Source organism: Kribbella sp. NPDC055071 (assembly GCF_053608045.1).
The window spans coordinates 257,454-282,822 of the sequence record NZ_JBSGUS010000005.1 but is presented as its reverse complement, the minus strand read 5'-3'; the positions used below and the strand labels follow the sequence as shown (position 1 = coordinate 282,822).

Annotated in this window: 21 protein-coding genes; 8 read left to right on the top strand and 13 right to left on the bottom strand. The window is 68.4% G+C overall.

Annotated features, from left to right (window positions below; genetic code table 11):
- Nucleotides 1-54 precede the first annotated feature (54 nt).
- Nucleotides 55-1,851 carry an ABC transporter ATP-binding protein gene (locus ACWF4Z_RS11680; protein ID WP_452242937.1) on the bottom strand — a complete coding sequence of 599 codons (1,797 nt, stop codon included), beginning with the start codon at nucleotides 1,849-1,851 and terminating at the stop codon, nucleotides 55-57.
- Nucleotides 1,848-3,695, bottom strand: a complete 1,848-nt coding sequence (locus tag ACWF4Z_RS11675) for an ABC transporter ATP-binding protein (protein ID WP_452242936.1) — start codon at nucleotides 3,693-3,695, stop codon at nucleotides 1,848-1,850. Before ACWF4Z_RS11675 ends, ACWF4Z_RS11680 begins: the two co-directional genes overlap by 4 nt.
- A gap of 156 nt (nucleotides 3,696-3,851) precedes the next feature.
- Here ACWF4Z_RS11675 and ACWF4Z_RS11670 point away from each other — a divergent pair, with 156 nt between their 5' ends.
- The gene (locus tag ACWF4Z_RS11670; protein WP_452242935.1) at nucleotides 3,852-4,493 is read left to right on the top strand and encodes a TIGR03085 family metal-binding protein; all 642 of its coding nucleotides are present in this window, start codon (nucleotides 3,852-3,854) and stop codon (nucleotides 4,491-4,493) included.
- Here the strand turns inward: ACWF4Z_RS11670 and ACWF4Z_RS11665 are convergent.
- From ACWF4Z_RS11665 to ACWF4Z_RS11655, 3 genes are read right to left on the bottom strand one after another with little or no spacing between them, the layout of a single operon-like run.
- Nucleotides 4,479-5,087 (bottom strand): DedA family protein, encoded by a 609-nt coding sequence (locus ACWF4Z_RS11665; protein WP_452242934.1) that lies wholly within the window; start codon nucleotides 5,085-5,087, stop codon nucleotides 4,479-4,481. The two genes, ACWF4Z_RS11670 and ACWF4Z_RS11665, sit on opposite strands and share 15 nt — an antisense overlap.
- The gene (locus tag ACWF4Z_RS11660) at nucleotides 5,084-5,848 is read right to left on the bottom strand and encodes an MBL fold metallo-hydrolase (protein WP_452242933.1); all 765 of its coding nucleotides are present in this window, start codon (nucleotides 5,846-5,848) and stop codon (nucleotides 5,084-5,086) included. Before ACWF4Z_RS11660 ends, ACWF4Z_RS11665 begins: the two co-directional genes overlap by 4 nt.
- Nucleotides 5,849-5,851: 3 nt before the next feature.
- Nucleotides 5,852-7,966: an alkaline phosphatase family protein gene (locus ACWF4Z_RS11655; RefSeq protein WP_452242932.1), complete on the bottom strand. Its 2,115-nt coding sequence runs from the start codon at nucleotides 7,964-7,966 to the stop codon at nucleotides 5,852-5,854.
- Between the two features lie 266 nt (nucleotides 7,967-8,232).
- Between ACWF4Z_RS11655 and dacB (ACWF4Z_RS11650) the strand changes: the two genes are divergently transcribed.
- The 3 genes from dacB (ACWF4Z_RS11650) (at nucleotide 8,233) to ACWF4Z_RS11640 (ending at nucleotide 12,846) form a co-directional block, all read left to right on the top strand.
- Complete coding sequence (gene dacB / locus ACWF4Z_RS11650; protein ID WP_452242931.1) at nucleotides 8,233-9,822, top strand: D-alanyl-D-alanine carboxypeptidase/D-alanyl-D-alanine endopeptidase; 1,590 nt, start codon at nucleotides 8,233-8,235, stop codon at nucleotides 9,820-9,822.
- 146 nt (nucleotides 9,823-9,968) lie between these two features.
- A complete protein-coding gene (dacB, locus tag ACWF4Z_RS11645) occupies nucleotides 9,969-11,528 on the top strand; it encodes a D-alanyl-D-alanine carboxypeptidase/D-alanyl-D-alanine endopeptidase (RefSeq protein WP_452242930.1) in 1,560 nt (519 codons plus the stop codon).
- Nucleotides 11,529-11,904: 376 nt separating this feature from the next.
- Nucleotides 11,905-12,846: a GNAT family N-acetyltransferase gene (locus tag ACWF4Z_RS11640; RefSeq protein WP_452242929.1), complete on the top strand. Its 942-nt coding sequence runs from the start codon at nucleotides 11,905-11,907 to the stop codon at nucleotides 12,844-12,846.
- On the opposite strand, the gene ACWF4Z_RS11635 is transcribed toward ACWF4Z_RS11640, so the two are convergent.
- On the bottom strand, nucleotides 12,809-13,798 hold the full coding sequence (locus ACWF4Z_RS11635; protein ID WP_452242928.1) for a sigma factor-like helix-turn-helix DNA-binding protein: 990 nt from the start codon (nucleotides 13,796-13,798) through the stop codon (nucleotides 12,809-12,811). The genes ACWF4Z_RS11640 and ACWF4Z_RS11635 overlap by 38 nt on opposite strands.
- A gap of 75 nt (nucleotides 13,799-13,873) precedes the next feature.
- Between ACWF4Z_RS11635 and ACWF4Z_RS11630 the strand changes: the two genes are divergently transcribed.
- Both ACWF4Z_RS11630 and ACWF4Z_RS11625 read left to right on the top strand, forming a co-directional pair.
- Entirely contained in the window at nucleotides 13,874-14,461 is a 588-nt protein-coding gene (locus tag ACWF4Z_RS11630; protein WP_452242927.1) for an ArsR/SmtB family transcription factor, read from the top strand.
- A 19-nt stretch (nucleotides 14,462-14,480) separates the two neighbouring features.
- Nucleotides 14,481-15,737, top strand: coding sequence for an MFS transporter (locus ACWF4Z_RS11625; RefSeq protein ID WP_452242926.1), 1,257 nt, complete (start codon nucleotides 14,481-14,483; stop codon nucleotides 15,735-15,737).
- Here ACWF4Z_RS11625 and ACWF4Z_RS11620 read toward each other — a convergent pair.
- The 4 genes from ACWF4Z_RS11620 to hisF all read right to left on the bottom strand — a co-directional run bounded on the left by ACWF4Z_RS11620 (nucleotide 15,734) and on the right by hisF (nucleotide 19,152).
- Complete coding sequence (locus ACWF4Z_RS11620; protein ID WP_452242925.1) at nucleotides 15,734-17,335, bottom strand: MDR family MFS transporter; 1,602 nt, start codon at nucleotides 17,333-17,335, stop codon at nucleotides 15,734-15,736. The genes ACWF4Z_RS11625 and ACWF4Z_RS11620 overlap by 4 nt on opposite strands.
- Complete coding sequence (locus ACWF4Z_RS11615; protein ID WP_452242924.1) at nucleotides 17,332-17,844, bottom strand: MarR family winged helix-turn-helix transcriptional regulator; 513 nt, start codon at nucleotides 17,842-17,844, stop codon at nucleotides 17,332-17,334. The genes ACWF4Z_RS11620 and ACWF4Z_RS11615 overlap by 4 nt, the downstream gene beginning before the upstream one ends.
- A 79-nt stretch (nucleotides 17,845-17,923) precedes the next feature.
- Nucleotides 17,924-18,394, bottom strand: a complete 471-nt coding sequence (locus ACWF4Z_RS11610; protein ID WP_452242923.1) for a MarR family winged helix-turn-helix transcriptional regulator — start codon at nucleotides 18,392-18,394, stop codon at nucleotides 17,924-17,926.
- Entirely contained in the window at nucleotides 18,391-19,152 is a 762-nt protein-coding gene (gene hisF / locus ACWF4Z_RS11605) for an imidazole glycerol phosphate synthase subunit HisF (protein ID WP_452242922.1), read from the bottom strand. The genes ACWF4Z_RS11610 and hisF overlap by 4 nt, the downstream gene beginning before the upstream one ends.
- A 128-nt stretch (nucleotides 19,153-19,280) precedes the next feature.
- Here hisF and ACWF4Z_RS11600 point away from each other — a divergent pair, with 128 nt between their 5' ends.
- Nucleotides 19,281-20,798: a M1 family metallopeptidase gene (locus tag ACWF4Z_RS11600; RefSeq protein ID WP_452242921.1), complete on the top strand. Its 1,518-nt coding sequence runs from the start codon at nucleotides 19,281-19,283 to the stop codon at nucleotides 20,796-20,798.
- 70 nt (nucleotides 20,799-20,868) lie between these two features.
- On the opposite strand, the gene ACWF4Z_RS11595 is transcribed toward ACWF4Z_RS11600, so the two are convergent.
- The gene (locus ACWF4Z_RS11595; RefSeq protein WP_452242920.1) at nucleotides 20,869-22,080 is read right to left on the bottom strand and encodes an aminopeptidase; all 1,212 of its coding nucleotides are present in this window, start codon (nucleotides 22,078-22,080) and stop codon (nucleotides 20,869-20,871) included.
- Nucleotides 22,081-22,163: 83 nt separating this feature from the next.
- Between ACWF4Z_RS11595 and ACWF4Z_RS11590 the strand changes: the two genes are divergently transcribed.
- Nucleotides 22,164-22,775, top strand: coding sequence for an ArsR/SmtB family transcription factor (locus ACWF4Z_RS11590; protein ID WP_452242919.1), 612 nt, complete (start codon nucleotides 22,164-22,166; stop codon nucleotides 22,773-22,775).
- Nucleotides 22,776-22,817: 42 nt separating this feature from the next.
- On the opposite strand, the gene ACWF4Z_RS11585 is transcribed toward ACWF4Z_RS11590, so the two are convergent.
- Nucleotides 22,818-23,750, bottom strand: coding sequence for a lysophospholipid acyltransferase family protein (locus tag ACWF4Z_RS11585; protein WP_452242918.1), 933 nt, complete (start codon nucleotides 23,748-23,750; stop codon nucleotides 22,818-22,820).
- Nucleotides 23,750-25,330, bottom strand: a complete 1,581-nt coding sequence (locus ACWF4Z_RS11580; protein WP_452242917.1) for a lactate racemase domain-containing protein — start codon at nucleotides 25,328-25,330, stop codon at nucleotides 23,750-23,752. Before ACWF4Z_RS11580 ends, ACWF4Z_RS11585 begins: the two co-directional genes overlap by 1 nt.
- Between the last annotated feature and the right edge of the window lie 39 nt (nucleotides 25,331-25,369).

Genomic DNA, 25,369 nt, shown 5'->3' with positions numbered 1-25,369 from the left:
TGAACGGGCGCGCGGCCGGGACCCTCCCTCCCTGGGTCCCGGCCGTCCGCCGATCTAGATCGTGCTGCTCTGGGCGATCCAGCTGTCGTGCAGTCGCGTGTACACACCGCCGGCACCGACCAGCTCCGCGTGCGGACCGCGTTCGACGATCTCACCGTTGTCGAAGACCAGCACCTCGTCGGCCGCTTCCGCTGTCGACAGCCGGTGGGCGATCGTGACCGACGTACGTCCGGCCATCAGCCGCTCCAGCGCGGCGTTCACCCGCACCTCGGTGCCGGGGTCGACAGCCGACGTCGCCTCGTCCAGAACAAGCAGATCGGGGTCCGCGATGTTCGCCCGGACCAGAGCGACCAGTTGACGCTCACCCGCCGACATCGACTCACCCCGCTGCCCGACCGGCGATTCCAGGCCGTCCGGTAACGACTCCAGCCAGTCCGTCAGCCCAAGCGACTCGAACGCCGCGAGTAGCTGAGTGTCCGTCACCTCGGGACGTCCGAAGCGCACGTTCTCGGACAGTGGCGCGTCGAACAGGTACCCGTCCTGCGGCACCATCACAACCCGCTCCCGCAGCGACTCGAACGAGATCTCCCGCGCATCCACCCCGTCCAGCCGGACCGACCCGTCGGTGGGATCCATCAACCGCGTCAACAGCTTCGCGAACGTCGTCTTGCCCGATCCGGTCTCGCCCACGACCGCGACCCGCCGGTGCGGCTCGATGCGTACGTCGACATCCCGCAGCACCAACTCGCCCTCCGGGTACGCGAAGTCCACGTCGTCGAACTCGACCGTGATCGGCCCCCGCGGCTGCTTCACACCCGACTCCCCCGGGTCCACCACATCGGCCGGTGTCGCGATCACGCCGAGCACCCGTCGCCAGCCGGCGAACGCGCTCTGCGCATCGGTCAGCACCTGAGTGGCGATCTGCACCGGATCCGAGAACAGCGCGACCAGGAACATGAACGCGAGGATCTCGCCGAGCGTCGCCTGCTTGTCCACACCGAGCAGCACACCCGCGGTCAGCACACCCGCGTTGGCCAGACCGGCCGCGAGACCACCGATCGAGAACGTCGCTCCGGTGATCGTCTGCGCCTTCGTGGCCTGTCGCCGGTAGCTCTCGATCGACGCGTCGATCCGGTCCTGCGTCCGCTTCTCGATCGCGTACGCGCGGACCACCTGCGCGCCGACGACCGGTTCGGCGATCGCGGACAGCATCTCGCCGACCTTCGCGCGGACCACGCCGTACGCCGAGGACATCGCCCGCTGCAGGTACTTGATACTCGCGAACAGCGGGATGAAGCAGATCAGCACCACCAGCGCCAACTGCCACGAGTAGAAGAACATCACCACGCTGGCGAGCAGCATCTGCCCGATGCTGACCAGGAACAGGAGTCCACCGGACTGCAGGAACTGCGACACCGTGTCGACGTCCGACGTGACCCGGCTGACCAGCGCGCCCCGGCGTTCGGTGCTCTGGGTCAGCACCGGCAGGTCGTGCACGTGACGGAACGCCCTGATCCGCATCGTGGCCAGCCCGCGCTCGGAGTTGATCGCAAGCCGCACGGTCGTCAGGTACGCCGCGGCCGCCGTCACCACCACACCCACCGCGCAGACCGCGCACATCCACGCGACATACGACATATCCGGGCCGCCCGTGCGCGTCAGCCCCTTGTCGATCGTCTGCTGAACAGCAACCGGTACGACGATCCGCCCGGCCGTCATCACGATCGCCAGGATCATCGTCACCACCCAGCCGTTGGCCAACTCCGGCGACACCTTCAACCCCTGCCGCAGGGTGTCCAACCCACTTGCGTTGTCCCCGTGATCCAGCCGACTAGCCTCAATCCCGCTCATGCGGATGCTCCTTCCGCGTCGAGATCGTCCAGCTCGGCTTCGAGTTCCGCCTCTTCCAGTCGGCGCTCGGCGTCCTTCTCGTAGGCATCGACGAGGTCGCGGTACGCGGCCGACCTCTCCTGCAGCTCCAGGTGCCTGCCCTGAGCGGCGATCCGGCCGTCGTCGAGGAAGAGCACCTCATCGGCCAGCGAGATCGTCGCCTTGCGATACGCGATCACCAGGACGGTCGTCGCGGCCTGGGCGCCCTGAACCGCCGAACGCAGGCCGGCCAGGATCCGCGCCTCGACCTGCGGGTCGACCGCGCTGGTCGCGTCGTCCAGGATCAGCAAGCGAGGTCGCCGTACCAGCGCCCGCGCCAGTGCGATTCGTTGCCGTTGGCCACCAGATAGCGTCGTACCGCGTTCGCCGACCTTGGTGTCCAGGCCGTGCGACAGCTCCTTCACGAAGCCGTCGCCCTGGGCGATCCTCAGCGCGTCCCAGACGTCGTCGTCGCTGTAGTCACCGCCGAGCGTGATGTTGCCGCGGATCGTGTCGTCGAACAGGAACGCCGTCTGGGCCACCAGCGCAACCGACCCGGCCAACTCGTCCCGCGCGAGCCTCCGCAGATCGACACCGTCGACCTTGATCGCGCCGTGCTCAGGATCGATCAGCCGCATCAGCAACGTCGTCATCGTGGACTTCCCGGCACCCGTCGGGCCGACCATCGCGATGGTTCGCCCCGGCTCGATGGTGAAGTCGAGCCCGGCCAGCACGTCACGCCCCGGCAGATACCCGAACCGTACGTCGCCCACCTGCAGCCGGGCCGCGTTTGGCGAAGTCAACGTGGCGTCGCCGTACTCCATCCCGCCCTTGGCGGTGAGCACCCGCTGGATCCGGTCCCAGCCGACAACCGACCGCGGCAGCTCACCGAGGACCCAGCCGAGCGCCCGGATCGGGAAGCCGATCAGCGTGAACAAGAAGGCCACCTGCACCACGTCACCCGCGTCGGCGCCGCCCGACCGGACCCGGCCGACACCGACCAGTAGCACCGCCAGCACACCCAGCCGGGGCAATCCGTCGATGACCGGGTCGAACATGCCTCGGGCCTTGTTCACCGCGATGTTCGCGTCCCGCAGTCGGTACGTCGGAGTCCGGAAGCGCTCGGTCTCCGCAGCCTCCCGGCCCAGCGTCTTCACCACCAGCGCGCCGTCGAACGACTCGTGCGCAACCTCGGACACGTCCGCGCGCAGCTGCTGCGCGCGAGTAGCGAGCGGCTGCAGGTACCGCTGGAAGATCACGTTCGCGACGAACACGAGTGGGAACACCAGGCAGCCGACCAGCGCGAGCCAAGCATCGGCCATGAACATCGCGGCGGTCGCGAAGGCCAGCATCGCGAGCACACCGATCGCCATCGGCAGCGGCGCGATCACGAACCAGGTCGATTCGACGTCCGCGTTGGCGTTCGAGAGCAACATGCCGGTCGAGTGCTGGTGGTGCCACTCGAGCGGAAGCTTGAGGTACTGCCGGGTGACCCGGCGCCGGTACGTCGCCTGCAGCCGGAACTGCATGACTCCCGCCCCGACCCGTCGCCCGACCACACCGATCGCGTTCAGGATCGCGATCCCGAGGAACAGCGTGATCAGCGTCGCGATCGCGCCGGAGGTGGTCCGCCCGGAGTCGAAGGCCGGCCGGAGCACATGGTCGGTCGACCAGCCCAAGGCCCAACCACCGGCGACGGTCATCGCGCCGTACAGCGCGCCGGCCACCACCGACAGCGCGAAGATCCGCGGCTCTTCCCAGATCGCGACCCGCAGCACCGCCAGCCCTCGCCGAGTGACGCTGCCCTTGTCGGGAACTTTCGGCATGGGCAAGACGCTCTCCAGGACAGTCAGGTGCGTACACAGAACTCGGGCATGACAACGATTGACATTCTGCCACTCCGGCGCCCGGGTCCGGTGTCTTGTTCCGGTCGGAACCGACCAAATCGGGAGTCGCTCGTACTTGGTGGCTACGATCGAGATGTGACCGACTACAGCCGGGTGGAACGACTCGCTCTGTGTGACCTCTTCGATCAATTGGGTCCCGATCAGCCCACTCTGTGTGAGGGATGGGACACCTACGATCTCGCCGTCCATCTCTATGTCCGGGAGGCCGATCCGCTGGCCGGGCCCGGGATCATGATCTCGGCGCTCGCGGATACGACCGAACGCCGGATGAAGCGGGCCAAGGAGCGCTACAGCTTCACCGAGGTGGTCGACAAGGTCCGGAACGGCCCGCCCGGATTCACGATCTACTCGCTGCCCAAGCTCGGTCACCAACTGAACACGAGCGAGTACTTCATCCACCACGAGGACGTCCGCCGGGCGCAACCGACGTACGACGTCCGCACCTTGCCGGACGGGCAGTCCGAAGCCCTCTGGAAGGGCCTGAAGCTCGCCGCCAAGACGATGCTCCGGAAGGCGCCGACCGGGGTCGTGCTCACCTTGCCGGACGGTACGTCGACAACCGCGAAGCGGACCACCGAGCGCGGCTCGGTGACGGTCACCGGTCAGGCCGGGGAGCTGGTGCTGTTCTGCTCCGGCCGGCAACAGGTCGCGGACGTCCAGCTCGACGGCAGCCCGGACGCGATCGAGCGGCTCACCGGCGCGTCATTCGGCCTGTGACTCCGACGCCTTGGCGGCGGCGGCGTGCTTGTGCCGGGCCCGTTGGATCAGGCTGCTGACCACTGTGGTCAGTACGACGAGCACGATCGCCGCCAGCACGCCCTGCCACGGCTTGTCGAACAACGCGAAGCCGAGCAGCCCGATCGCCATGTAGACCGCCGCCCACAACGAGGACGCGGCCAGGTCGACGATCGCGAACCGCTCCCACTTGTACCCGGCCAGCCCGGCCGCGAGCAGCACCGGGACCCGGCCGCCGGGGATCAGCCGGGAGGTCAGCAGCACCCCGATCTCGTGCTCGGCGAGGCGATCGCGGAGTGCGTCCAGTGAGGCGTTGTCGCGCAGCCAACCGATCCGTTTGGCCAGCCGCTCGCCGCCGAACCGGCACCCGGCGTACACGATCAGATCTCCGACGTACGCACCACCCGCACCGGCGATGAGCACACCGACGAGCCCGATCGGGTTGCTGTGCGAGGCCAGCACGGCACCGGCCGAGACCGCCGCACCCGTCGGCAGCACCGGCAGGACCGCGCCGATCAGGACGGCACCGGCCAGCGCGAACAAGTACCAGAGATCGAACCGCGCGTCCCCGCTCATAGGTTGACCTCGGTCGACTCGCCCGGCGCGAGCAGCTCGACCTTCACGGCCGGATCGACGTCGGCCATCGCGATCTTGAACCGCTCCCCCGGCGGCAAGAACAGCTCGGGCTTGACCCAGTCGAGCCCGATCGGCCAGAACGTCCCGAAATGGACCGGCACCGCCATTCGGGCCTCGACCCGGCGAACCGCCTCGGCCGCGCGGACCGGATCCAGGTGCCCCGGTCCGAGCGACGGACCCCACCCGCCGACCGGCACCAGGGCCAGGTCGACCGGGCCGGCCTCCGCGGCCAATCCGTCGTACAGGTCGGTGTCACCGGCGAACCAGACGCTCGGCGTACCCTCCACCCGGAACCCGAGCGCCGGTCCCGTGTGGGCCGACCAGGGCAGCCGACGGCCGTCGTGGTGGGCCGTGACCGCGGTGATCTCGAGCGAGCCGATCTTCACCTGGTTGCCGGGGGCAACCTCTATGCAACGGTCCGAGTACGCGGCGCCACCGTGCAGGTGGATCAGCTTCGCCGCACCACGCGGCACGACCAGAGCGGCGTCCGGCGAGACCTTGGTCAGCGAGGCGACGTGCAGGTGATCAGCGTGCAGATGTGAGACCAGTACGGCGTCACACCGCCCGGCCTCCGAGCTCGGAGCGGGTCCGCGGCGCCGGCGGAGATGCGCGATGCGTGAGGTCAGCACAGGGTCCGTGAGGAGCCGCGTGCCGTTCGCCTCGATAGTGGTAGTGGCGTGCCCCCACCAGGTGATCCGCACGCTTCAGGCCTCCACGCTCGACTCGATCGGTTCTTCCTGATCCTTGCGCTGGCCGAGCTTGTCCAGCCAGCTGATCAAAAGTTCATGTACCTCGTCGGAGCCTACGGGAGGCTCCTTCAGCTCCCAACGCGATGGGTGCACCAGGACCGCGTCGGTCTGCCAGCCGCCGATGCCGCCGTGACAGCCGACCAACTCCTCGAACGCCGCGACCTCATGCGTGTAGTCGTCCATCCGGCTGACCACCACGACGTCCCCGATGTGTGGCATCTCGGCTTGCCGCAGCAGCGCCGCCGGTGCCAAGGGACCGTACGGCGCGAGCGGATCCGCACCCTCGACGCGGCCGGACCGCAGCACCTGCACCCCGGCCTTCCCGATCGCGACCGGTCCTTCGGCCAGCGAGTCGACCACGACGAACCCGATCCCGGGATGCGTTGCCAGACCGGGGATGAGCTTCGGGTGCAGCAGCTCGATCTCCTCCAGCGGCACCCGGCCCGGCGTGGTGGCGAGGTAGATCAGCGCCAGGTTGCCCGACGCGGTGACCACCATCTGCTCGTCGGCGCCGACCGGTGGTTCGCAGTCCTTCGGGCCGAGCTCGGCCTCACCGCGCCCGGACTTGCTGTGCAGGGCCTTTCGGGTGACCGTTCCGGCCACACTCCGGCGCAGCGACAGCTCGGTCAGGAACGCGTTCACCGGACCCCAGCCCTCGGTCTTGCCGACCGCCGAGACCGCTTCCTTGGTGGTGTCGACCAGGTCGTCCACGACCTCGGTGAGGGTCCGGCCGTAGCGCTGGTGGAAGGTCGAGCCCTGACTCTGCCCATGATCGGACAGTACGACGATCTCGTAGGAGTGCGGCAGGATGTCGATGATCCGCTGCAGCGCACCGAGGACCCGGTCCAGGCCCTCGAGAGTCTGCAGCGACTCCGGCCGTGTCGGGCCGGCGTGGTGCGCGACCTCGTCGTAGTCGACGAAGTCGCAGTAGATCGCCGGGGTGCCCTTGACCAGCTCGTCGGTGATCAGCGAGACGTTCAGGTCACGCAGCAGGACGTTCGTGATCGCGCGCAGGAAGACATATCCGCCACCGCGCTTGACCCGCGGCACCAGGTGACGGACCCGCTGGCGCCTGGCCTGATGCAGCTCCTTCACGATCTCGCCGACGCACAGGATGAGACCGCGCGCGGCACCCTGCGGGCTGGAGAAGAAGCGGACGTAGCCGCGGCTGCGGCTGTTCGGCAGGGCGGCCCGGCTGAAGACGAGTTCGCACTTGTCCGCGTCGCCGGACCAGTTGTTGCTGATGCTCACGCCGCCGTCGGCGAGCAGTCCACGGCCGGTCGAGATGCGCGCCTCGATCTCGGCGGCGTCCCGGGCCCGGTTCGTCACCATCAACCGGGCGGACTCCTTCTCGTACCACCGGAACGCCGGGATCTGCCCGGACCCGCCATGCAGAATGCCGGCCTGGCTGGCCGGTGTGGTCGCCGGTACGCCGGTGTACCACGGGACCATCGAGTGTTTCCCGTCCCGGATCCAGCCACCCAGATTCGGCAGGTTGCCGGCCAGGACCATCCAGTTCAGCAGAGGTGCGGCCAGGCCGTCGATCTGGATGATCAGCATCCCGGTCTTCGGTGCGGCCTCGATTCTGCGGGCTCTGCGCCGTACGACGCGCATCACCTCGGCGACGTACGCGTCGTCGCTCCCGGCGTACGCGACCCAGCCGACGAACGCACTCACCGACGACATCACGATCGCGACCAGCAGCGGCGCCTCGACGCCGCCGTGCAGGTGCACGCCCGGGTCGATGGTGATGCCGAGGTAGACGACCGCGAACTGCGACAGCAGGCCGCCGACGAGCACGCCGATCGAGCCGATCAGGACCGCGATCCCGGCCAGGATCCAGCGCATCACCACGCTGAAGACCGCGAGCAGCACCACCAGCCGGAAGATCGGCAGCCGCCCGTCGCTACTGATCTGGGGCAAGGTCCAGAACGTGATCACGAGCGTGATCAGCGACGCGAGGCCGCCGTACAGCATCGCCGCGATGCCCCGGCCGGTACGGCGCAGGTCGAGCCAGACCGGCCGCCGGCGTCGCCGGTCCCCGGTCACCTGCTCTGGTGGTTTCGCCATCTGATGGATCGTGCTCCCCGTCGGTCCCGCTGTGCTGTACCGAGACTACGAGGCGCGGCCCACCCCGGCGCCACCGCGCCACGCAGCGAACGGGTTGTTCCCGGGTCGGCACCCGGGTGCGGCCGGGCAGATCCCTGATCCAGAAGGGTTTCGACGCTGGTCGAAACCCTTCCACCGGTGCAACCGGTGTGACGGGGCTGGCCGTCTGTGCGTCGTAGGGTGCGGAACGCATCTTGCTGAACCGAACCTGAGCTGAAGGAGTCTTTGTGAGCTATCTGCCGAGGGTGTCGAGGCGGGGGTTGATCGCCGCCGCGACCGCGGTGGCCGTCGTCGTCGGTGGTGTGGTGACGCTGTCGACCGGAGGCGCGGCTGAGGCACAGACGCAGGCGTCCACGCTGCCGGAGACTCTGGACGGCCTGCTCAACGACAGTCGGTACGTCGGCTCACAGGTCGGTCTCGTGGTCCGGGACGCGACCACCGGCGAGACGCTGTACGACCACAACGGCGGCGACCGCGAGGTGCCCGCCTCGAACGTCAAGTTCTTCACGTCGACTGCCGCGATGCACGTCCTCGGCCCGACGTTCACGTTCCACACCGACGTCCTGTCGGCGAACCCGGTGGAGAGCGGCACGATCCACGGCAACCTGTACCTCAAGGGGTACGGCGACCCGACCACCGTGCAATCCGACTACGCCTCGCTGGCCAAGCAGCTCGCGACGGCCGGCGTGACGCATGTCGACGGTGACCTGGTCGCGGACGACTCGTACTTCGACAGCGTCCGCCTCGGTGACAGCTGGGGCTGGGACGACGAGCCGGCTTACTACGCGGCCCAGATCTCGGCCCTGACGCTCGCGCCGGACGCCGACTTCGACACGGGGACGGCGATCGTCGAGACCCGGCCCGGCGCGACGGCCGGTGCCCCGGTCGCGCTCACGATGGTGCCCGCGAACAGCACGCTCAAGCTCGTCAACACCGCGACGACCGGCTCGGCCGGCTCGGCCAAGACGCTGAGCGTCCAGCGCGACCACGGCTCGAACGTCGTCCGCGTGACCGGCTCTGTCCCGCTCGGCGCGGCGGTCACGCAGTCGTTGACGACCGTCTGGGAGCCGGAGCTGTACGCGGCCGACGTGTTCCGGAAGGCACTCGCCGCGGTCGGCATCACGGTCAGCGGCAAGATCTGTCACGCCACCACCCCGGCGCTGGCCAAGCAACTCGCCCGGGACGAGTCGATGCCGCTCGGCGACCTGCTGATTCCGTTCCTGAAGAAGTCGAACAACATCCACGCCGAGACGCTGGTCAAGACCATGGGCGTCGTGGCCAAGAACAGCGGGACCTGGGCAGCAGGGCTCGGTGTCATCGCCGACTACGCCAAGAGCCAGGGCGTCGACACCAGCACGATCCGGATCTCGGACGGATCCGGTCTGACCCGCAAGGACAACCTGACCGGTAATGCCATCACCAACCTGCTGATCGCGGCACAGCAGGAGCCGTGGTTCCAGCAGTGGTACAACGCGCTGCCGATCGCCGGTAACCCCGCGCCGCTCATCGGCGGCACGCTGGCCACCCGGATGCAGAACACGCCGGCCGCGAACAATCTGCACGGCAAGACCGGCTCGCTGACCGGCGCCTCGGCGCTCTCGGGCTACGTGACCACCAAGGACGGCCGCAAGCTGGTGTTCTCGATGCTGAGCAACAACTACATCACCAGCCCGCGCTCGATCGAGGACGCCGTCGGCGTCACGCTCGCGTCCTGGTCCGACCAGGCGGCCCCGGCGAAGGTCTCGCCGGACAGCTTCCGCACCTCGCAGAGCGCGTGCGACAGCGAGTGGACCAAGGCACCCTGTAGTACTCGATAGTCCGTTGACAGTACGGCGGTCAGCCACGACGGGTGGATGACCGCCGTACTGCTATCTGGTCCGACCGGCACAATCCCTGGACCCCGGGCCCGGCGAGGTGGAGACTCCGGGCTAGTAGTTTTCCGCCTGGGTTTAGGGAGAGTCTCGTGAGTCATTTACCGAGAGTGTCGGGGCGTGGGTTGGTCGCCGCGGTAGCCGCTCTGGCCGCCACGGTCGGTGGTGTGGTGGTGCAATCGCCTACCGCGGCAGTGCAAGAGACCGCGTTGCAGCAGCGCCTCGACGGGCTGCTGACCAACAGCCGGTACGACGGGACGCAGGTCGGGCTCGTGGTCCGCGACGCGACCACCGGCGAGACGCTGTACGACCGGAATGGCGGCGAGCGGCTGCTGCCCGCGTCGAACACCAAGCTGTTCACCTCCACGGCCGCGATGCACGTGCTCGGTCCGTCGTACCGCTTCCACACCGATGTGCTCGCCACCGCACCCGTCCGTGGCGGGAAGCTCCGCGGAGACCTTTATCTGAAGGGCTACGGCGACCCGACCGCACTCGAATCCGACTACGCCGGCCTGGCCGAACAGCTCAAAGCGGCCGGCGTACGGCGGGTCGACGGCGACCTGATCGCGGACGACTCCTACTTCGACCACCTCCGCCTCGGCGACACCTGGTCCTGGGACGACGAGCCGTTCTACTACAGCGCCCAGATCTCCGCGCTGACGCTCGCCCCGAACACCGACTACGACTCCGGCACCGCGATCATCGAAAGCCTGCCCGGAGCCAAGGCCGGGGCTCCCCTGAAGCTGAACACGGTCCCGGCGAACGGCGTACTCAAGGTGATCAACACCGCGACGACCGGCGCCGTGGGTACGTCGAACACGGTCAACGTCGACCGCGACCACGGCACGAACGTCGTCAGGGTCAGCGGCTCGATGCCACTCGGATCCTCGGTCGAGCAGGACTGGATCACCGTCTGGGAGCCCGAGCTGTACGCCGCCGACGTGTTCCGCCGGGCGCTCACCGCACAGGGCATTTCGGTCCACGGCCGGATCAAGAACGCGACCACGCCGACCAGCGCGACCCGGCTGGCGCGGGACGAGTCGATGACGGTCGGCGAACTGCTCACGCCGTTCCTGAAGCTGTCGAACAACATGCATGCCGAGACGCTCGTCAAGGCGATGGGCGCGGTCGTCGACGCCGACGGCAGCTGGCCGGCCGGACTCGGCGTAGTCACCGACTACGCGAAGAGCCTCGGCGTCGACACCAGCCGGATCCGGCTCTCCGACGGCTCCGGCCTGTCCCGGAAGGTCAACGTGACCGCCGATGCGGTGACCGACGTACTCATCGGCGCCCAGAAGGAGCCGTGGTTCCAGCAGTGGTACAACGCCCTGCCGATCGCCGGCAACCCGGATCGCTTCACCGGCGGCACGCTGCGCAACCGGATGCGGAACACACCCGCCGCCAACAACCTGCACGGCAAGACCGGCTCACTCACCGGCGTCACCGCCCTCTCCGGCTACGTATCCACCAAGGACGGCCGCAAGCTGGTCTTCTCGATGATCAGCAACAACTACCTGTCCAGCCCGGTCTCGATCGAAGACGCGGTAGGCGTAACCCTCGCCTCTTGGTCCGACCAGACCCCACCCGCAGCCGTCAACAACCTGAAGACCACCCAAACCACCTGCGACCCGGAACGAACCAAAACCTGCTAAACCCGGCTCTCGTGTCCCACTGACCCGACACCCGATGGGTCAGCGGACAAGGCGTCGAGTCGTGGATCGGGGTTGGCGACAGGCCGGGAAGCCGCGCCGATATCCACGACTCGAATCACCCGAGCGCCTCGGCGCCGTATCTGCGGAAACTTCTGGTCGATATGCGCCCGTTTTCTTCCGGAAAGAACCGGTATGCGGCCGCAACCGCACCCCACGACCCGCCGACGTGATCACACCCAAGCGCCCCTACGTCCCGTAGGTGGCAACCAACGCGGTCGCCGCGGAGCTGTGTCTGATCTCCCGCGCTACCCACCTACCGAGCAGAAGGGCTCGAATCGGTTCGACAGTAGGGCGGTGGTTCAGCACGATGGGGTGCATGAGCGCTCTGCCTGCCGGGCACACGTTTCGACCGATGGTGTTGGCGGATGCGGAGGTGATTGCCGCGGAGTCTGCGGCGTACACCTCCGCGCTGCTCGGGTTTGCGAAGCACAGTCCGGAGGACGTGGCCAACTATCTGCGCGATCCCGGGGTCAACCTCGCCACCGATGGCTGGGTCGTGCTTGGACCGGACGGCGGGTTCGCCGGGTCGGCGGTTGCGGTGGCGATCGCCGGCGGAACCCACGTGGACATTGACATCCTGAGCACCAACCCAGACATCGTGGGCTGGCTGCTCGACCAGGCCGAACGCCGAGCTCGGGAGATGGGTCGGGGCGAGGTCGTCCTGAAAGTGGGCGTGATTCGGCAGGATCGGCTGCTGCCGGATCTCCTTGCGGCGCGCGGATATGCGATTGGTACGTCGGTGCAGCGGATGCGGATCACCTTCGACGGGCCGGTGCCGCCGCCCGCGGTTCCGGACGACGTGGTGCTGCGGCGCGGGGCGTCGGATGAGGCGAGTCGGCGGGCGGCACACGGCGTACTGATGGACGCCTTCGCCGAGCAGCCCGGGGCGCTGCCGCGACCGTTCGAGGAGTGGGTGGAGTCGCGGGAGAGCCGGTCGACGTTCGACTGGTCGCAGCTGACGACGGTCGAGCTCGACGGACGGGGCGTCGCCATGACCGAGTGCAACGACAACTTCGTCAGCACCGAGAACTGCGGGTACGTCGGCCGGCTCGCCGTCGTACCGTCGGCTCGGGGCCGTGGGCTCGCCAAGTTCCTGCTACACAACGCGTTCGCGGTCGACGCGACCGCCGGCCGGTCCGGCACGATCCTGCACGTGGACAGCAGCAACCCAACGCCGGCCGTCGCGCTCTACACCGCGGTCGGCATGCGCCCCGACCTGATCAGCGACATCTGGCGGCGAACGATCCAGCTGGCTTGAGACAGCTTCGTCCCTTCAGTACGACCCGCTCACCGTTGCTGCCCGCGTACACCGTGCGGTTCCCGACCGTGCTCTGCAGGTCGAGCTGCAGAGTGGTCGGCGCCGGCCCCGGGCTCGTGCACTGGTGACCGTCGTTCTGGTCCGCGTCGATGCCGTACCGGTACGCCGCGATCCGGACCGAGTACGCGTCCTGGGACAGGATCCGGACGACCGTGTTCGGCAGGCACGGCTCGATGGCGACCTCATCGGGTTCGACCCCGACGGTCAGCACCGACAAGTGCTCCGGATCCACTCGCGCGGAGGTCACCGCGATCTCGCCGCGCAACAGCACCACCGTCGTACCGAGCTTGTACTGCTGCGGCGCCGGCCCGTCGACCAGGTACGCCGACATCTCGAGCCCGATCGTCGGCTCGATCTCGGCCCTCGGGAGACTCAGACCAGCGGCGATGCCGGCCACGACCACAACCGCCGCAGCCGCGGCTGACACGACGTACCGCCGCCGCCGTCGTTCTTTGACGGCCTGTACGACGTCCTCGACCGGAGGCGCCTCATCCGGCGTGCACGCGGCCACATCCTCGGCCAACTCCGCCGGCGATCGCTCGGCCCGGGCCAGCCGGGATTCGACCGTCCGGGTCGCGAGTTGCAGCTCCTCGGCGATCTGCTCGACCGGCAACTCCAGCACGTCGTGCAGTACGACGACCGCCCGGGTGACCGTCCGCCGGCCCAGCCGGCCGATCATCGTCCGCACGGCAAGCGCGCGGACCCACGCCTCCGGGTCGTCGTACCGGCGAATCGCGTCCCACCGGCCGAGCAGCTGCACGTACGCGTCCTGCGCCACCGCCTCCGCGTCGTCGGGCGATCCCCCGATCGACACCAGCACGCCGATCAGCCGCGGCCAGGTCTGCCGGTAGAGGGCAGCCATGTCCGCCGCTGGGTCGCTGTCGTCCCGCACGGGGCCAGTGTCCCGCCGTCCCCGCGCCAGCGACAGAGGTTGCGTTCCAGAGATCTGAGAGATTACTCTCGAAACATGTCTCTCAGAAATCCGTACGGCGATTTCGAGGTCACCGACCCGCAAGCCATGCGGGCGCTGGCCCACCCGGTCCGGCTCGCCGCGCTGTCCTGGCTGCAGAAGAACGGCCCGGCCACGGCCACCCAGCTCTCGGAGCACGTGGGCGCCTCGCCGTCGGTGACCAGTTGGCACCTGCGGCACCTCGCGAGCTTCGGCCTGGTCGTCGACGGGCCTCCGCCCAGCGGCACCGATCGGCGCCAACGCTGGTGGAGCGCGGTCGCCCGCGGGTTCAGGATCGCCATGCCGGACACCGCCGAGGGTCTGGAAGCGGGTCGGCAGTTGCAGGCCCAGATGATGAAACAAGCCCTGGAGGCAGCGCAGCACTGGATCGCCGAGACCGAGCCTCAGCTCGATCCCGAGTGGGCTCGGGTGGCCCTGTCGGCGAACACCCGGCTGGAGGTCACGCCGGCCGAGGCCGCGGCGATCGAGACCGCGATCGAGCAGGTGCTCACGCCGTACGTCCAGCGCCGCGACGCCGGCGAGACGCCGGACGGGGCCCGGTCCGTCCGCTACCTGCGCATCACGTTGCCCGAAGCAACTACCTGAAACCCTGGGGGAACCGCCTGTGAGTACCTTGTCCGCCACCAGTCTCTGGCGGGACCGCCGCTTCCGGGCCTTCTGGTCCGCGCAGGGCGTGTCCGAGTTCGGCGACCGCATCACCGAGCTGGCCTTGCCACTGATCGCCGTCACCATGCTCGACGCCTCCCCCAGCCAGGTCGGCTTCCTGACCGCGGCCGTCTGGGGACCGAACCTGGTGTCGCTGTTCATCGGCACGTGGGTGGACCAGCGCCGGAACAAGAAGCCCCTGATGATCGCAGCCGACCTGTCCCGGACGGTCCTGCTGCTGACGCTTCCGGTGGCGTACTGGCTGGGCGTGCTCACGCTCGGCCAGCTGTACGTGATCGCGATCCTGACCGGTATCGCGGGCGTCGTGTTCGGAACTGCTTACGCGTCGTTCTTCGTGCGGCTGGTCGGACGGGATCAGTTCCTCGAGGCCAACAGCAAGCTCTCGTCGACCCGGTCGATCTCGTTCATGGGCGGTCCCGCCATCGGCGGACTGCTGATGCAGTGGTTGACCGCGCCGGTGGCCATCGTCGTCGACGCCTTGTCGTTCCTGTTCTCGGCCGCCCGGATCAGCCGTCTCGACGTCACACCGGGCGGATCCGACGAGACCGAGGAGCCACTGCTCGCCCGCGCTCGGGCGGGGATGCGCTATCTGCTGAAGCATCCCTACCTGCGCCGCAGTCTCGCGTGCTCGACCACCGTGAACTTCTTCAACTTTGTCGGGATGGCGTTGCTGGTCCTGTTCGCCAGCCGCGACCTCGGGCTCTCGGCCGGCACGATCGGCGTTGCCTTCGGGATCGGTTCGACGGGCGGACTGCTCGGCGCGATCTCCGCCGCACGGCTGAGCCGGATCTTCGGGGCCGGGCGCCTGATCGCGGCGGGAGCCGTAATCTTCCCCGGCGCGATGGCCCTGGTACTGCTCGCCCGCGGGCCGGAGCCGGTCCGGGCGGCCGTGCTGGCTGCCGGCATGTTCGTCGGGACCTTCGCCGTGATGTGCTTCGACATCCCGAACAACTCGATGCAGGCCGCGGTCACGCACGACCACATGCGCAGCCGGGTCTCCGGCGCGTACAGCAGCATCAACTACGGGATCAGGCCGCTCGGCGCGGTCGTCGGTGGGTTCCTCGGCACCTGGATCGGTGTCCGCGAAACCCTCCTCGTCTCCGCCGCCGGCGGCCTGTTGTCCGTGCTCTGGCTGATCGGTTCACCCAATCTGCGCACCCATCGGCTCGATGGGCTGGAACCGCCTGAGTTCTAGTCGTGGACCGCGCGGTCGGCCAGGTCCTCGATGTCGTCGACCTTGGCGACGGTCTTGCGGAGCGGGACCTCCTTGATGAAGAGGACCGCGACCAGGCTGACCACGGCGCAGGCCGCCGCGATCAGGAAGATCCGGCCGGTCGCGTCGCCGTACGACATCCGCACCAGCGCGGCCAGTTGCGGCGGCAGGTGGTTGACGTCGAGCAGGCTGGTGCCCGATCCGCCCTCCTGCAGCTTCCGCGCGGCCTCGGCTCCACCAGGTCCGGAGAGAAGTCCGGAGATGATCAGGTCCTTGACCCGGGCCGCGAGTACAGCACCCAGGACCGCGACGCCGACCGCACCGCCCAGGCTGCGGAAGAACGAGACCGTCGCGCTCGACGCGCCGATCTCCCGGACGTCGACGGTGTTCTGTACGGCGAGGACCAGGTTCTGCATCGTCATACCCATGCCGAGACCCATGGCCAGCATGCCGAGACCGACGTACCAGTACGGCGTCGTGTGGTCGATCGTGCCGAGCAGGACCAGACCAATCACGAGCAGGATCGCGCCACTGACCAGGTACCGCTTCCACTTGCCGTAGCGGGTGATCATCTGGCCCGAGCCGATCGACCCGATGAACGAGCCGAGCATCATCGGAATCGTCAGCAGGCCGGCCTCGGTCGGGCTGTAGCCGCGGGCGATCTGGAAGTACTGCCCGAGGAACAGCGCGCTGCCGAACATCGCGACCCCGACCGCGACGCTGGCGACGATCGCCAGCGAGGTGGTCCGCTTGCGCACGACCTTCAGCGGGACGAGCGGCTCGGCCGTCCGGCTCTCGACCAGTACGGCGAGGGCACCGAAGACCAGCGTGCCGCCGACGAACAGCGCCGACTGCCAGGAGACCCAGTCGAAGTCGGTGCCGGCGAAGGTCACCCACAGCAGCGGAAGGCTGGCGGTGATGCTGATCAGGATCGCGCCGAGGTAGTCGATCTGGACCTTGCGCTTGAAGGTCGGCAGGTGCAGGTACTTCTGCAGGATCACCAAGCTGATCACGGCCAGCGGGACGCAGACGTAGAAGCACCAGCGCCAGCCCAGCCAGGACGTGTCGACGATGACGCCACCGATGAGCGGGCCGCTCACGGTCGCGACCGCCATCACCGCACCCATGTAGCCGGAGTACCGGCCGCGGTTGCGGGGCGGGATCGCCGCGCCGATGATGGCCTGCGCCAGCGCCATCAGGCCACCCATCGCGAGACCCTGCAGGACGCGGGCACCGATCAGGAACGGCACGGTGTGGGACAGACCGGCCAGTGCGGAGCCGATCACGAACACCGAGATCGCGACCTGCACGAGCAGCTTCTTGCTCATCAGGTCGGCGAGCTTGCCCCAGATCGGGGTGGACACGGTGGTGGCCAGCAGGCTCGCGGTCAGGACCCAGGTGTACTGCGTCTGGGTGCCTTCGAGGTCGGCGATGATCGTCGGCAGGGCGTTGCTGACGATCGTCGAGCTCAGCATCGCCGTGAACAGCGCGGCGAGCAGCCCGATCAATATCTCGAGGATCTCGCGGTGGGTGAGTTCCGGCGCAGTGGGCACCTGCGTCCGGGTCTCGGTGACAGTCATCGTTCTCCAGTCGATTGATTTCGCCTCACGGCCGACTTGTTGACCTCGGTGATGGCGAGCGCGACCCGCTGCATGGTGTCTGCCGCGGCGAGCATCGCCTCGTCGTCGAGGTCCGCCAAGGCGGCGCGCAGATGCTGGGTGTAGGACGCGTACATGCCCTCCAGCTGGGCTCGGCCGTGCTCGGACATGCTGACCAGCCCGACCCGGGCATCGGCCGGGTCCGGCCGACGGCTCACCAGTCCGTCGGCCTCGAGGGCGGTCAGTTGCCGGCTCACGACCGACGGATCGACGCCGAGTTTCACGGCGATCTCACCGCCGCGCTGCTCGCCGTCCTTCATCAAGATCTTGAGCACGCTCGCGTCGGAACGCCGCAGACCGGCGTCCGGCATCAGGTGCCTGTGTTCGACACATCGGACGGCCCGGATCAGCGAACTGACCCCTTCGATGACCTCCTGTGTCACGGTGTCCCGTTCCACCCCTGGGACGTGGGGTTGCTGGGCTAGTTGCATAACCCAACTATACGTCCAGATAGTTGGTTTCTGCAACCATATGCTCGGAGTGCGCCCTACTGGTGACGTTGCGTGATGATCAGCTCAGGTCGTCGTTGAGCCGGGAGAGCAGGCGGCCGAGGTCGGCCAGGTCGGTCGGGTTCCAGCGGTCGAGGATCGCGCGGAACTCGGTCTGGCGCTGGGCCCGCATCGCGTCGTACCGCTCGGCGCCGGTCGTGGTCAGGCGGAGCAGGCGAGCACGCCCGTCGTCCGGGTCGCCGATGCGCTCGATCAGGCCGAGATTCTCCAGTTGGGTCATGCCGCGGCTGACCGTGGACTTGTCCAGGCCGAGCGCCTGCGCGACGTCGGAGGCCCGGACGCCGGCGCCGCCACCGGCCGTACCGAGCTCGATCTGCGAAATCAGCGCGTAGCCGGCCGCATCCATCTCCGGATGGACCCGACGCGCCAGCCGCAGCGACGCGGACCGGGCCCGGCGGAACAACGCGGACAGCTGCTGCTCGACATCGGCGACCATCTGTTCGGAGTGCTCGGCGTGCACCGGCGAGCTCACCGAACCACGACCCCGGCGTCGCGCAACGCCTTCTTGACATCGGCGATCCGGAAGTCACCGAAGTGGAACACGCTGGCGGCGAGTACGGCGTCCGCCCCCGCCTCCACCGCGGGTGGGAAGTGCGACGGATCCCCCGCTCCCCCGCTCGCGATCAGCGGTACGTCGACCACCGCCCGAACCGCCCGGATCAGCTCCAGGTCGAAGCCCTGTTTGGTGCCGTCGGCATCCATCGAGTTCAGCAGGATCTCGCCGGCGCCGAGCTCACACGCGCGTTGGGCCCACTCGATCGCGTCCAGCCCGGCCGACTTCCGGCCGCCGTGCGTGGTCACCTCGAACCCACTCGGCTGCTCCGCGGACCGCCGTACGTCGAGGGACAGCACGAGCACCTGGTTGCCGAAGCGGTGGGCGATCTCCCGGATCACCTCGGGCCGCGCGATCGCGCCGGTGTTGATACCGACCTTGTCCGCGCCGGCCCGCAACAGCCGGTCCACATCGGCGGCCTCGCGGACCCCGCCGCCCACGGTGAGCGGGATGAACACCTGCTCAGCGGTCCGCCCGACCACGTCGTACGTCGTCTCGCGCGAACCCGAGGACGCGGTGATGTCGAGGAACGTCAGCTCGTCGGCGCCCTCGGCGTCGTACACCTGGGCCATCTCGACCGGATCACCGGCGTCGCGCAGGTCGGCGAAGTTGACGCCCTTGACCACGCGTCCGGCATCGACGTCCAGACAGGGGATCACACGCACGGCAAGGCTCACGCGGCAAGGGTACCGAAGCCGCTATTTACGTCTGGCTGAATACCTCCGAACTTCACAACCCGTGACCCGACTGCCGTGTCTCTGTAAGAGGAGGGGGTCCGTCTCCCTTTGCCCGAAGTGGAGGTCCGATGCACACGACCATCAGCCGGCTCGTCGTGGCCACGGCGAGCCTGGCTCTCTTGTCCACCGCCGCCGTGGTCCCAGCCGTCGCCGAGCCCGGTACGCCGGGAGCCCCGGGAGTCGGGGACACCGTCTTCCCCGGCCTCGGCAACGGCGGCTACCAGGCCGAGCGCTACCTGATCGAGATGACGTACGACGCCTCGACGAAGCTGATCGATGCGACGATGACCATGACCGCCCGCCCGATCCAGCACCTGTCCGCGTTCAACCTGGACTCCTACGGGCTCGACATCCAGTCCGTCGACGTCGACGGCCGTCCCGCGACGTATGCCCAGGACGGCCACGAGTTGGCGATCACGCCGGCTCGCCGGATCGGGACGTCGTTCACGGTGAAGGTTCACTACCAGGCGGATCCGCGCCGGCTCAAGCCACCGCTGGGCGGGTTCGTGGCCACCCCGGACGGATTCAGTACGGCGCCGCAGCCAGACGTCGGCCACACCGTCTTCCCGTGCAACGACCACCCGTCCGACAAGGCCTTCTACACCTTCAAGGTCACCGCTCCCCCAGGCACGATCGGTGTCGCGAACGGCGACCAGGTGGGCGAGCACGCCAACCCTGACGGCAGTACGACGTTCACGTACGTCTCTCGGTCGCCGATGCCGACCGAGCTCGTGCAGATCTCCGTGGGTGACTTCGCCATCGTCGACCACGGCACGACGGCGGGCGGTGCGCGGCTGCGGGACGTCGTACCGAAAGCGCGGCTGGCGGATCTCACACCGGCGTTGGACCTGACCAAAGGACAGCTCGGCTGGTTGGAGGCGCGCCTGGGGAATTACCCGTTCGAGGCGTACGGCCTGCTGCCGGCGAACTCGGACGCGTCGGACGCCTTCGACTTCACCGGATTGGAGACGCAGACCCTCACGCTGTACAAGCCGAACTATCTGAAGCAGCCGGAGAACAAGATCGGCACGCACATGGTGCACGAGCTCACACACAGCTGGTTCGGCAACAGCGTCTCGCCGGGCGACTGGGGCAGCCTCTGGCTGAACGAAGGCAACGCGAACTACTACTCGTTCCTCTACCAGTACGAGCGCGGCTGGACCGACAGCCACGGCAAGACAACCATGGTCGACCGGATGAAGGAGACGTACGGGAACGGCGACATCTGGCGCGCCAAGTCGGGGCCGGTGGCGAGGCCGAACGCGGCCCACCTGTTCGACGACATCCGCTACACCGGTGGCACTCTGACCCTCTACGCGCTCTCGGAGAAGATCGGCGTGGAGAAGTTCAACCGGATCCAGCTGGCCTGGTTGCGCACCTACAAGAACCGCTCTGCCACCACCGAGGACTACATCGCGCTGGCCACCAGGATCAGCGGCGACAAGACGGTCCGGCCCTTCCTCGAGGACTGGCTCTACGGCACCAAGGAGCCTCCGATGCCGAACCACCCGGACTGGACGATCACCCCGCCGACCGCCAAGGCTCTGCGGACTGTGAACGTACAGAACGACCGCTACGACAGCTGATGACGAAGGGGGCTGCGGTTGGTTGCCTGCAGCCCCCTTTCCGCAGCCCCCTTTCCGGTGGCGGCTGAGGTCAGGAGGCGGGGAGCCAGGTGTCGTTGTCCAGCAGGACGACGGGACCACTCGGGGTCGTGGCCGTGACCGTCAGGCCTTCGCCGCCGACGACGACGTCGGTGTGGACGGTCGAGTTGTTGAGGCCGAGGGTGTAGCGCTCGTCGGGGGTCAGCTCCAGACCCTTCTCGACAGCGAAGGGAAAGCTCTGGCCCCAGGCGACATGGCAGCCCGCGTTCTCGTCGAACAAGGTGTTGTGGAAGACGACGCCCGTCTGCGCGATCCGGGACTCCTTGTCCACGAGGGCCACCTCACCAAGACTGCGGGCGCCCGAGTCCGTGTCGAGCTGCGCGCGGACGAGGTCCTCGCCGGTCGTGGCTGAAACCTCCGTGATCCGGCCGCCCGCGAACGTGAGCCGCAGCCCCTCGACCAGCTGACCGGAGATCACGACCGGCTTCGTCAGCCGAACCACACCGTCCGCCCGCCGTCGGTCCGGGCTGGTGAAGACCTCCTCGGTCGGGATGTTGGGCAGGTAGACGACACCGGCCTCGTCGGTCAGCGAACCGCCGGTCCACCGACAGTCGGGCAGCAGTCCGACGGTCAGATCCGTCCCGTCGCCGACGTACCTGAGCTCGCTGATCTGCAGCGCGTCGAGCGCCGCACAACGCGCCGCGAGAGCTGCCGACCGCTCCCGCCAGGCCGCAACCGGATCGGCCTCATCGAGTCGCATCGCCCGGGCGACCACGTCCCACAGCCGGTCGACGTCCGGCTCGCCGTACACCTGGGTGGCCCACTGAGCGTTCGGCGCGGCCACGACCGTCCATCGCCACCGCCCGCTCATCACGGCCTGCTGCCGGGCCGTCAGCTCTTGTCTCCGTACGGCGGCCAGCCGGGCGGAGTCGATCCCGGCGTACAGCTCGGGATCCGTCGAACCGACCACGGCGATCGAGGCGATCCCGTCGTCGGTCCAAGCTCGGGTCCGTTCCAGCGCCCACGGCCGGTCGGCGGTCAGCGTCTCGAGGTCGGCGTACGCGAGATCGGACCGGCGTACGACGGAATCCGACCAGAGCACCTCCACCCAGCGCGCGCCGGCCCGGTAGGCGCTGTCGACGACCAGCCGGGTCACCTCGGCCTCGGCGACGTCGGCGGTGATCACCACGCCTTGGCCCGGTTGCACGTTCACGCCGACGCGAACGACCAGGTCGGCGAAGCGCTCCAGCAGTTCGTTGTTCATCCTCGACTCCGCTCTATTCACGTTGGCGTGAACATTGACAGATGTGCGAACATTGCGCAAGGCGTAAACGGAAAGAGGTCATCATGCTGGAGCCGCAGCCGGTCCGGGCCATCACCGACGTGGAGACGATGCGCGCGTTGTCGGACCCGACGCGGGTCGGGATCCTGCGCCTGCTGATGAGCGGCGACCGCTCGGCTCCGCCGGTGATGTCGGCCAAGGAGCTGGCGGCCGCCCTCGGCGAGCCGCAGACGAAGCTCTACCGCCACCTCAAGCAACTCGAGGCGGCCGAGCTGATCCGGGTGGCGGGGACCCGGCTGGTGTCCGGCATTCAGGAGCAGCGGTATCAGACCGCCCAGCTGGACTTCGCCATCAGCCGCGAGCTGGTCACGGACGAGGCGGGGTCCGGGGAGTTCGCCGGCACGCTGTCCGCACTGTTCGGCGAGTTCCGCACCGAGCTGGTCGCCAACCTGAGTGCCGGGCGGGTCCCGATCGGCGCGGAGGCAGAGACACCCCTCGGGCTGCTCGTCGGGCGCGGCATGGTAGCCAACGTGAGCCGCCACCGGGCGGCCGAGTTCCGGCGCCGGCTGCTCGCGCTGCAGGCCGAGTTCGACGCGCTCGAGGACGACGACCCCGACGGCATTCCCGTGCAGCTGTTGATCGGCTGGTACGCCGTCACCGAGCCGGCCGCCACGTAATAAGGGCTGTAGGCAACCATCTAGGTGCCTACAGCCCCTTTGTCACTTCCAGGCGCGGCGTTTGCTGCCGGCCGGTGGAACCGGGCGGGTCGACTCCCAGACCCGGCGCCAGCGGGCCGCGTCGGGGCCGGACTGTGAGGGCGAGCTGCCGATGGCGGCGCGGCGTCTGGCCTGGTACCAAGTGGTCGATTCCTCGTCGAGGAGCGCCGAGACCGCGGCGGCGATCCGCGGCGCGAAGTCACGGGCGCTCTCCCCCTCGGCCGGCCGGACGGGATCGCCGTACCGGACCGCGACGGTCGGACGGCCCGGCACCGGCCAGCCGCGACCGCGGGGCATCGCGGCGAACGAGCCCTTGATGCCGACCGGGATCACCGGCACGTCATGCTCGACGGCGAGGTAGGCCGCGCCCATCCGGAACCGCTGGATCCAGCCGTCCGGTGACCGCGTCCCCTCCGGGAAGACGACGACGTTCCAGCCCTCCGCGAGGAGGTCGCCGGGCGTGGAGCTCATGTTGCCGCCGCGCCGCTCGATCGGGAACGTGTTGAACACGATCGCCGAGCCGGCGGCCCGCCACCAGGTGTCGAAGAAGTAGTCCGCGGCGGCGGCGAACGCGGTCTTGCGCCGCATCGCGTCCGGCAGCGACAGCAGCAGCAACGGGGTGTCGAGGTGCGACGAGTGGTTCGCGACGATGATCGCCGGACCGTCCAGCTTGAGCAACGAGTCCAGCCCACTGACCTGCGGGTTGACCTCGAAGTTCAGGATCGCGTTCAGCGGTCCCTTCTGGAGGAAGTCGCGGACCGCGATCGCGGCCGGCGTCCGGGCCCACTTCGTCGGGAAGACCGGGGCCTCCTTCGGGATCACGTACGGCTCGGCCGACCGCGGCACCTGCGGGCGCCGGCCCCACCGCCACCCGCGCGCGACCTGCCGGACGTCCTTGACGGTCTCCCGGCTGAACTTCACCAGGCTCGTGCCCATCAGCGGACGTCCGCGAGCAGGTGCGGCGGGTTGTGCAGGAAGGTGATCGACGGCGACCGGCCGACCGAGTGGCTGACCATCTCGAGCGCGTCCGACAGCGTCGACGCGGACCGGAAGCCCATCCGCTCGACCGTCTTGCGGTTCGCGCCGACCCAGACGATGTCGCCGCAGTGGTCGAGGGCGTGGGAGATCCAGTACCACATGTAGAACGGGTGCACGCCGTGGTACGCGTTCGAGGTCCGGTATAGGTGGATGTACCAGGGGTCCTCGGCGTACTGCTTCTCGAACTTCGCCTCGATCGTGGCCGGGTCGGTCGACTCCGACAGCACTTCCTCGAAGAAGTCGACGTACGACGGGTGGTGCAGCTGGCTGAACTCGTAGTCCACCGGGTGGTACAGGATCACCGCGCCGTCCTTGCGGACGATCGGGTTGCCCCGGTAGGAGTTGAAGTAGTAGCCGAGCCCCATGCACGCGGCCAGGATCGGGTTCATCACCGAGTTCACGTTGTAGGGGCCGATGAACGGCACGCCCATGATCGCGACGTCGGACTGGCCCTGGACCTCGACCATGTGCTGGCGGTGCACGTTCTCGATCGTCTTCTCGTGCACCGGCTCGATCTTGCCGGCGTTGATCCCGGTCAGGCCGTAGTTCGACCGGACGTCGGTGAAGATCTTGTGCCGGACCCGGGTCGGCGCCGCGGCGAGCGCGCGCTTGGTGCCGAGCATCGAGGCCTGGTCCTTGAGCGACCACTCCCACTCGCGCTTCTGCAGGAACTCCAGCGGCCCGCCGAAGATGTCGTTGTTCAGCGTCGTCTCGATCTGGAAGACCTTGACGTGCTCGGTCAGCACCTCGCCCATCCGCCAGGCCGACTCGTGCATCTTGGACCGCTTGTGGTCCATGAAGGAGCGCGAGTTGATCATCGTGTGGCTGTTGTGGTGGTGCTTCAGCGACTTGTACGACGCCAGCCCGATGGACGTCGACTTGTGGCCGCCGTCCATCGCCACCAGGTTCACGTTCACGTAGACCAGCAGGTCGGACTCGGCCGCCCGCTTGGAGATCTCGACGTCCTCGCCATGCCTGGTCTGGCCCAGGTGGGTCAGGGCCGCGGCGTCCTCGGCGTCGAAGTTGTAGAGCTTGCCGTCGGGGTAGAACGAGCGGAACACCCGCTCGCCGACGATGTCGCGCAGCTCGTTCGGGGTGAGCCGGCGGTGCAGCGCGTTCGCCGAGATCAGCTCGACGTCGTCGACTCCCGCGGCCGCGGCCAGCTCGAGCACCGCCTCGATGACGCGCTGCCGGATGTCCGGCTTCTTCATCGGCGGCAGCGGGATCGAGATGTCGTCGAACGCGATCGTCAGCCGCATCCCGGCGAACAGCAGCTCGGGCAGCGGCTCGGACTCGAGCGGGTTGAGCAGCGCGTTCTGGATCGCCTCCTCGACGTCCCGCACCGGCGGAAGCGCCTCCGGCGGGTACACCACCCGGGTGCCGAGCGGGAAGCGCTCCAGCAGGAAACCCTCACCGTTGTGCACGAGCAGCGGCGGAGTGCGGTCGTCCACCTCAAGCACAAACCCTGGCCGAGACATGTCAGAACCTCTCTCGTCGTACGTCGTTCTGTAGCGCCC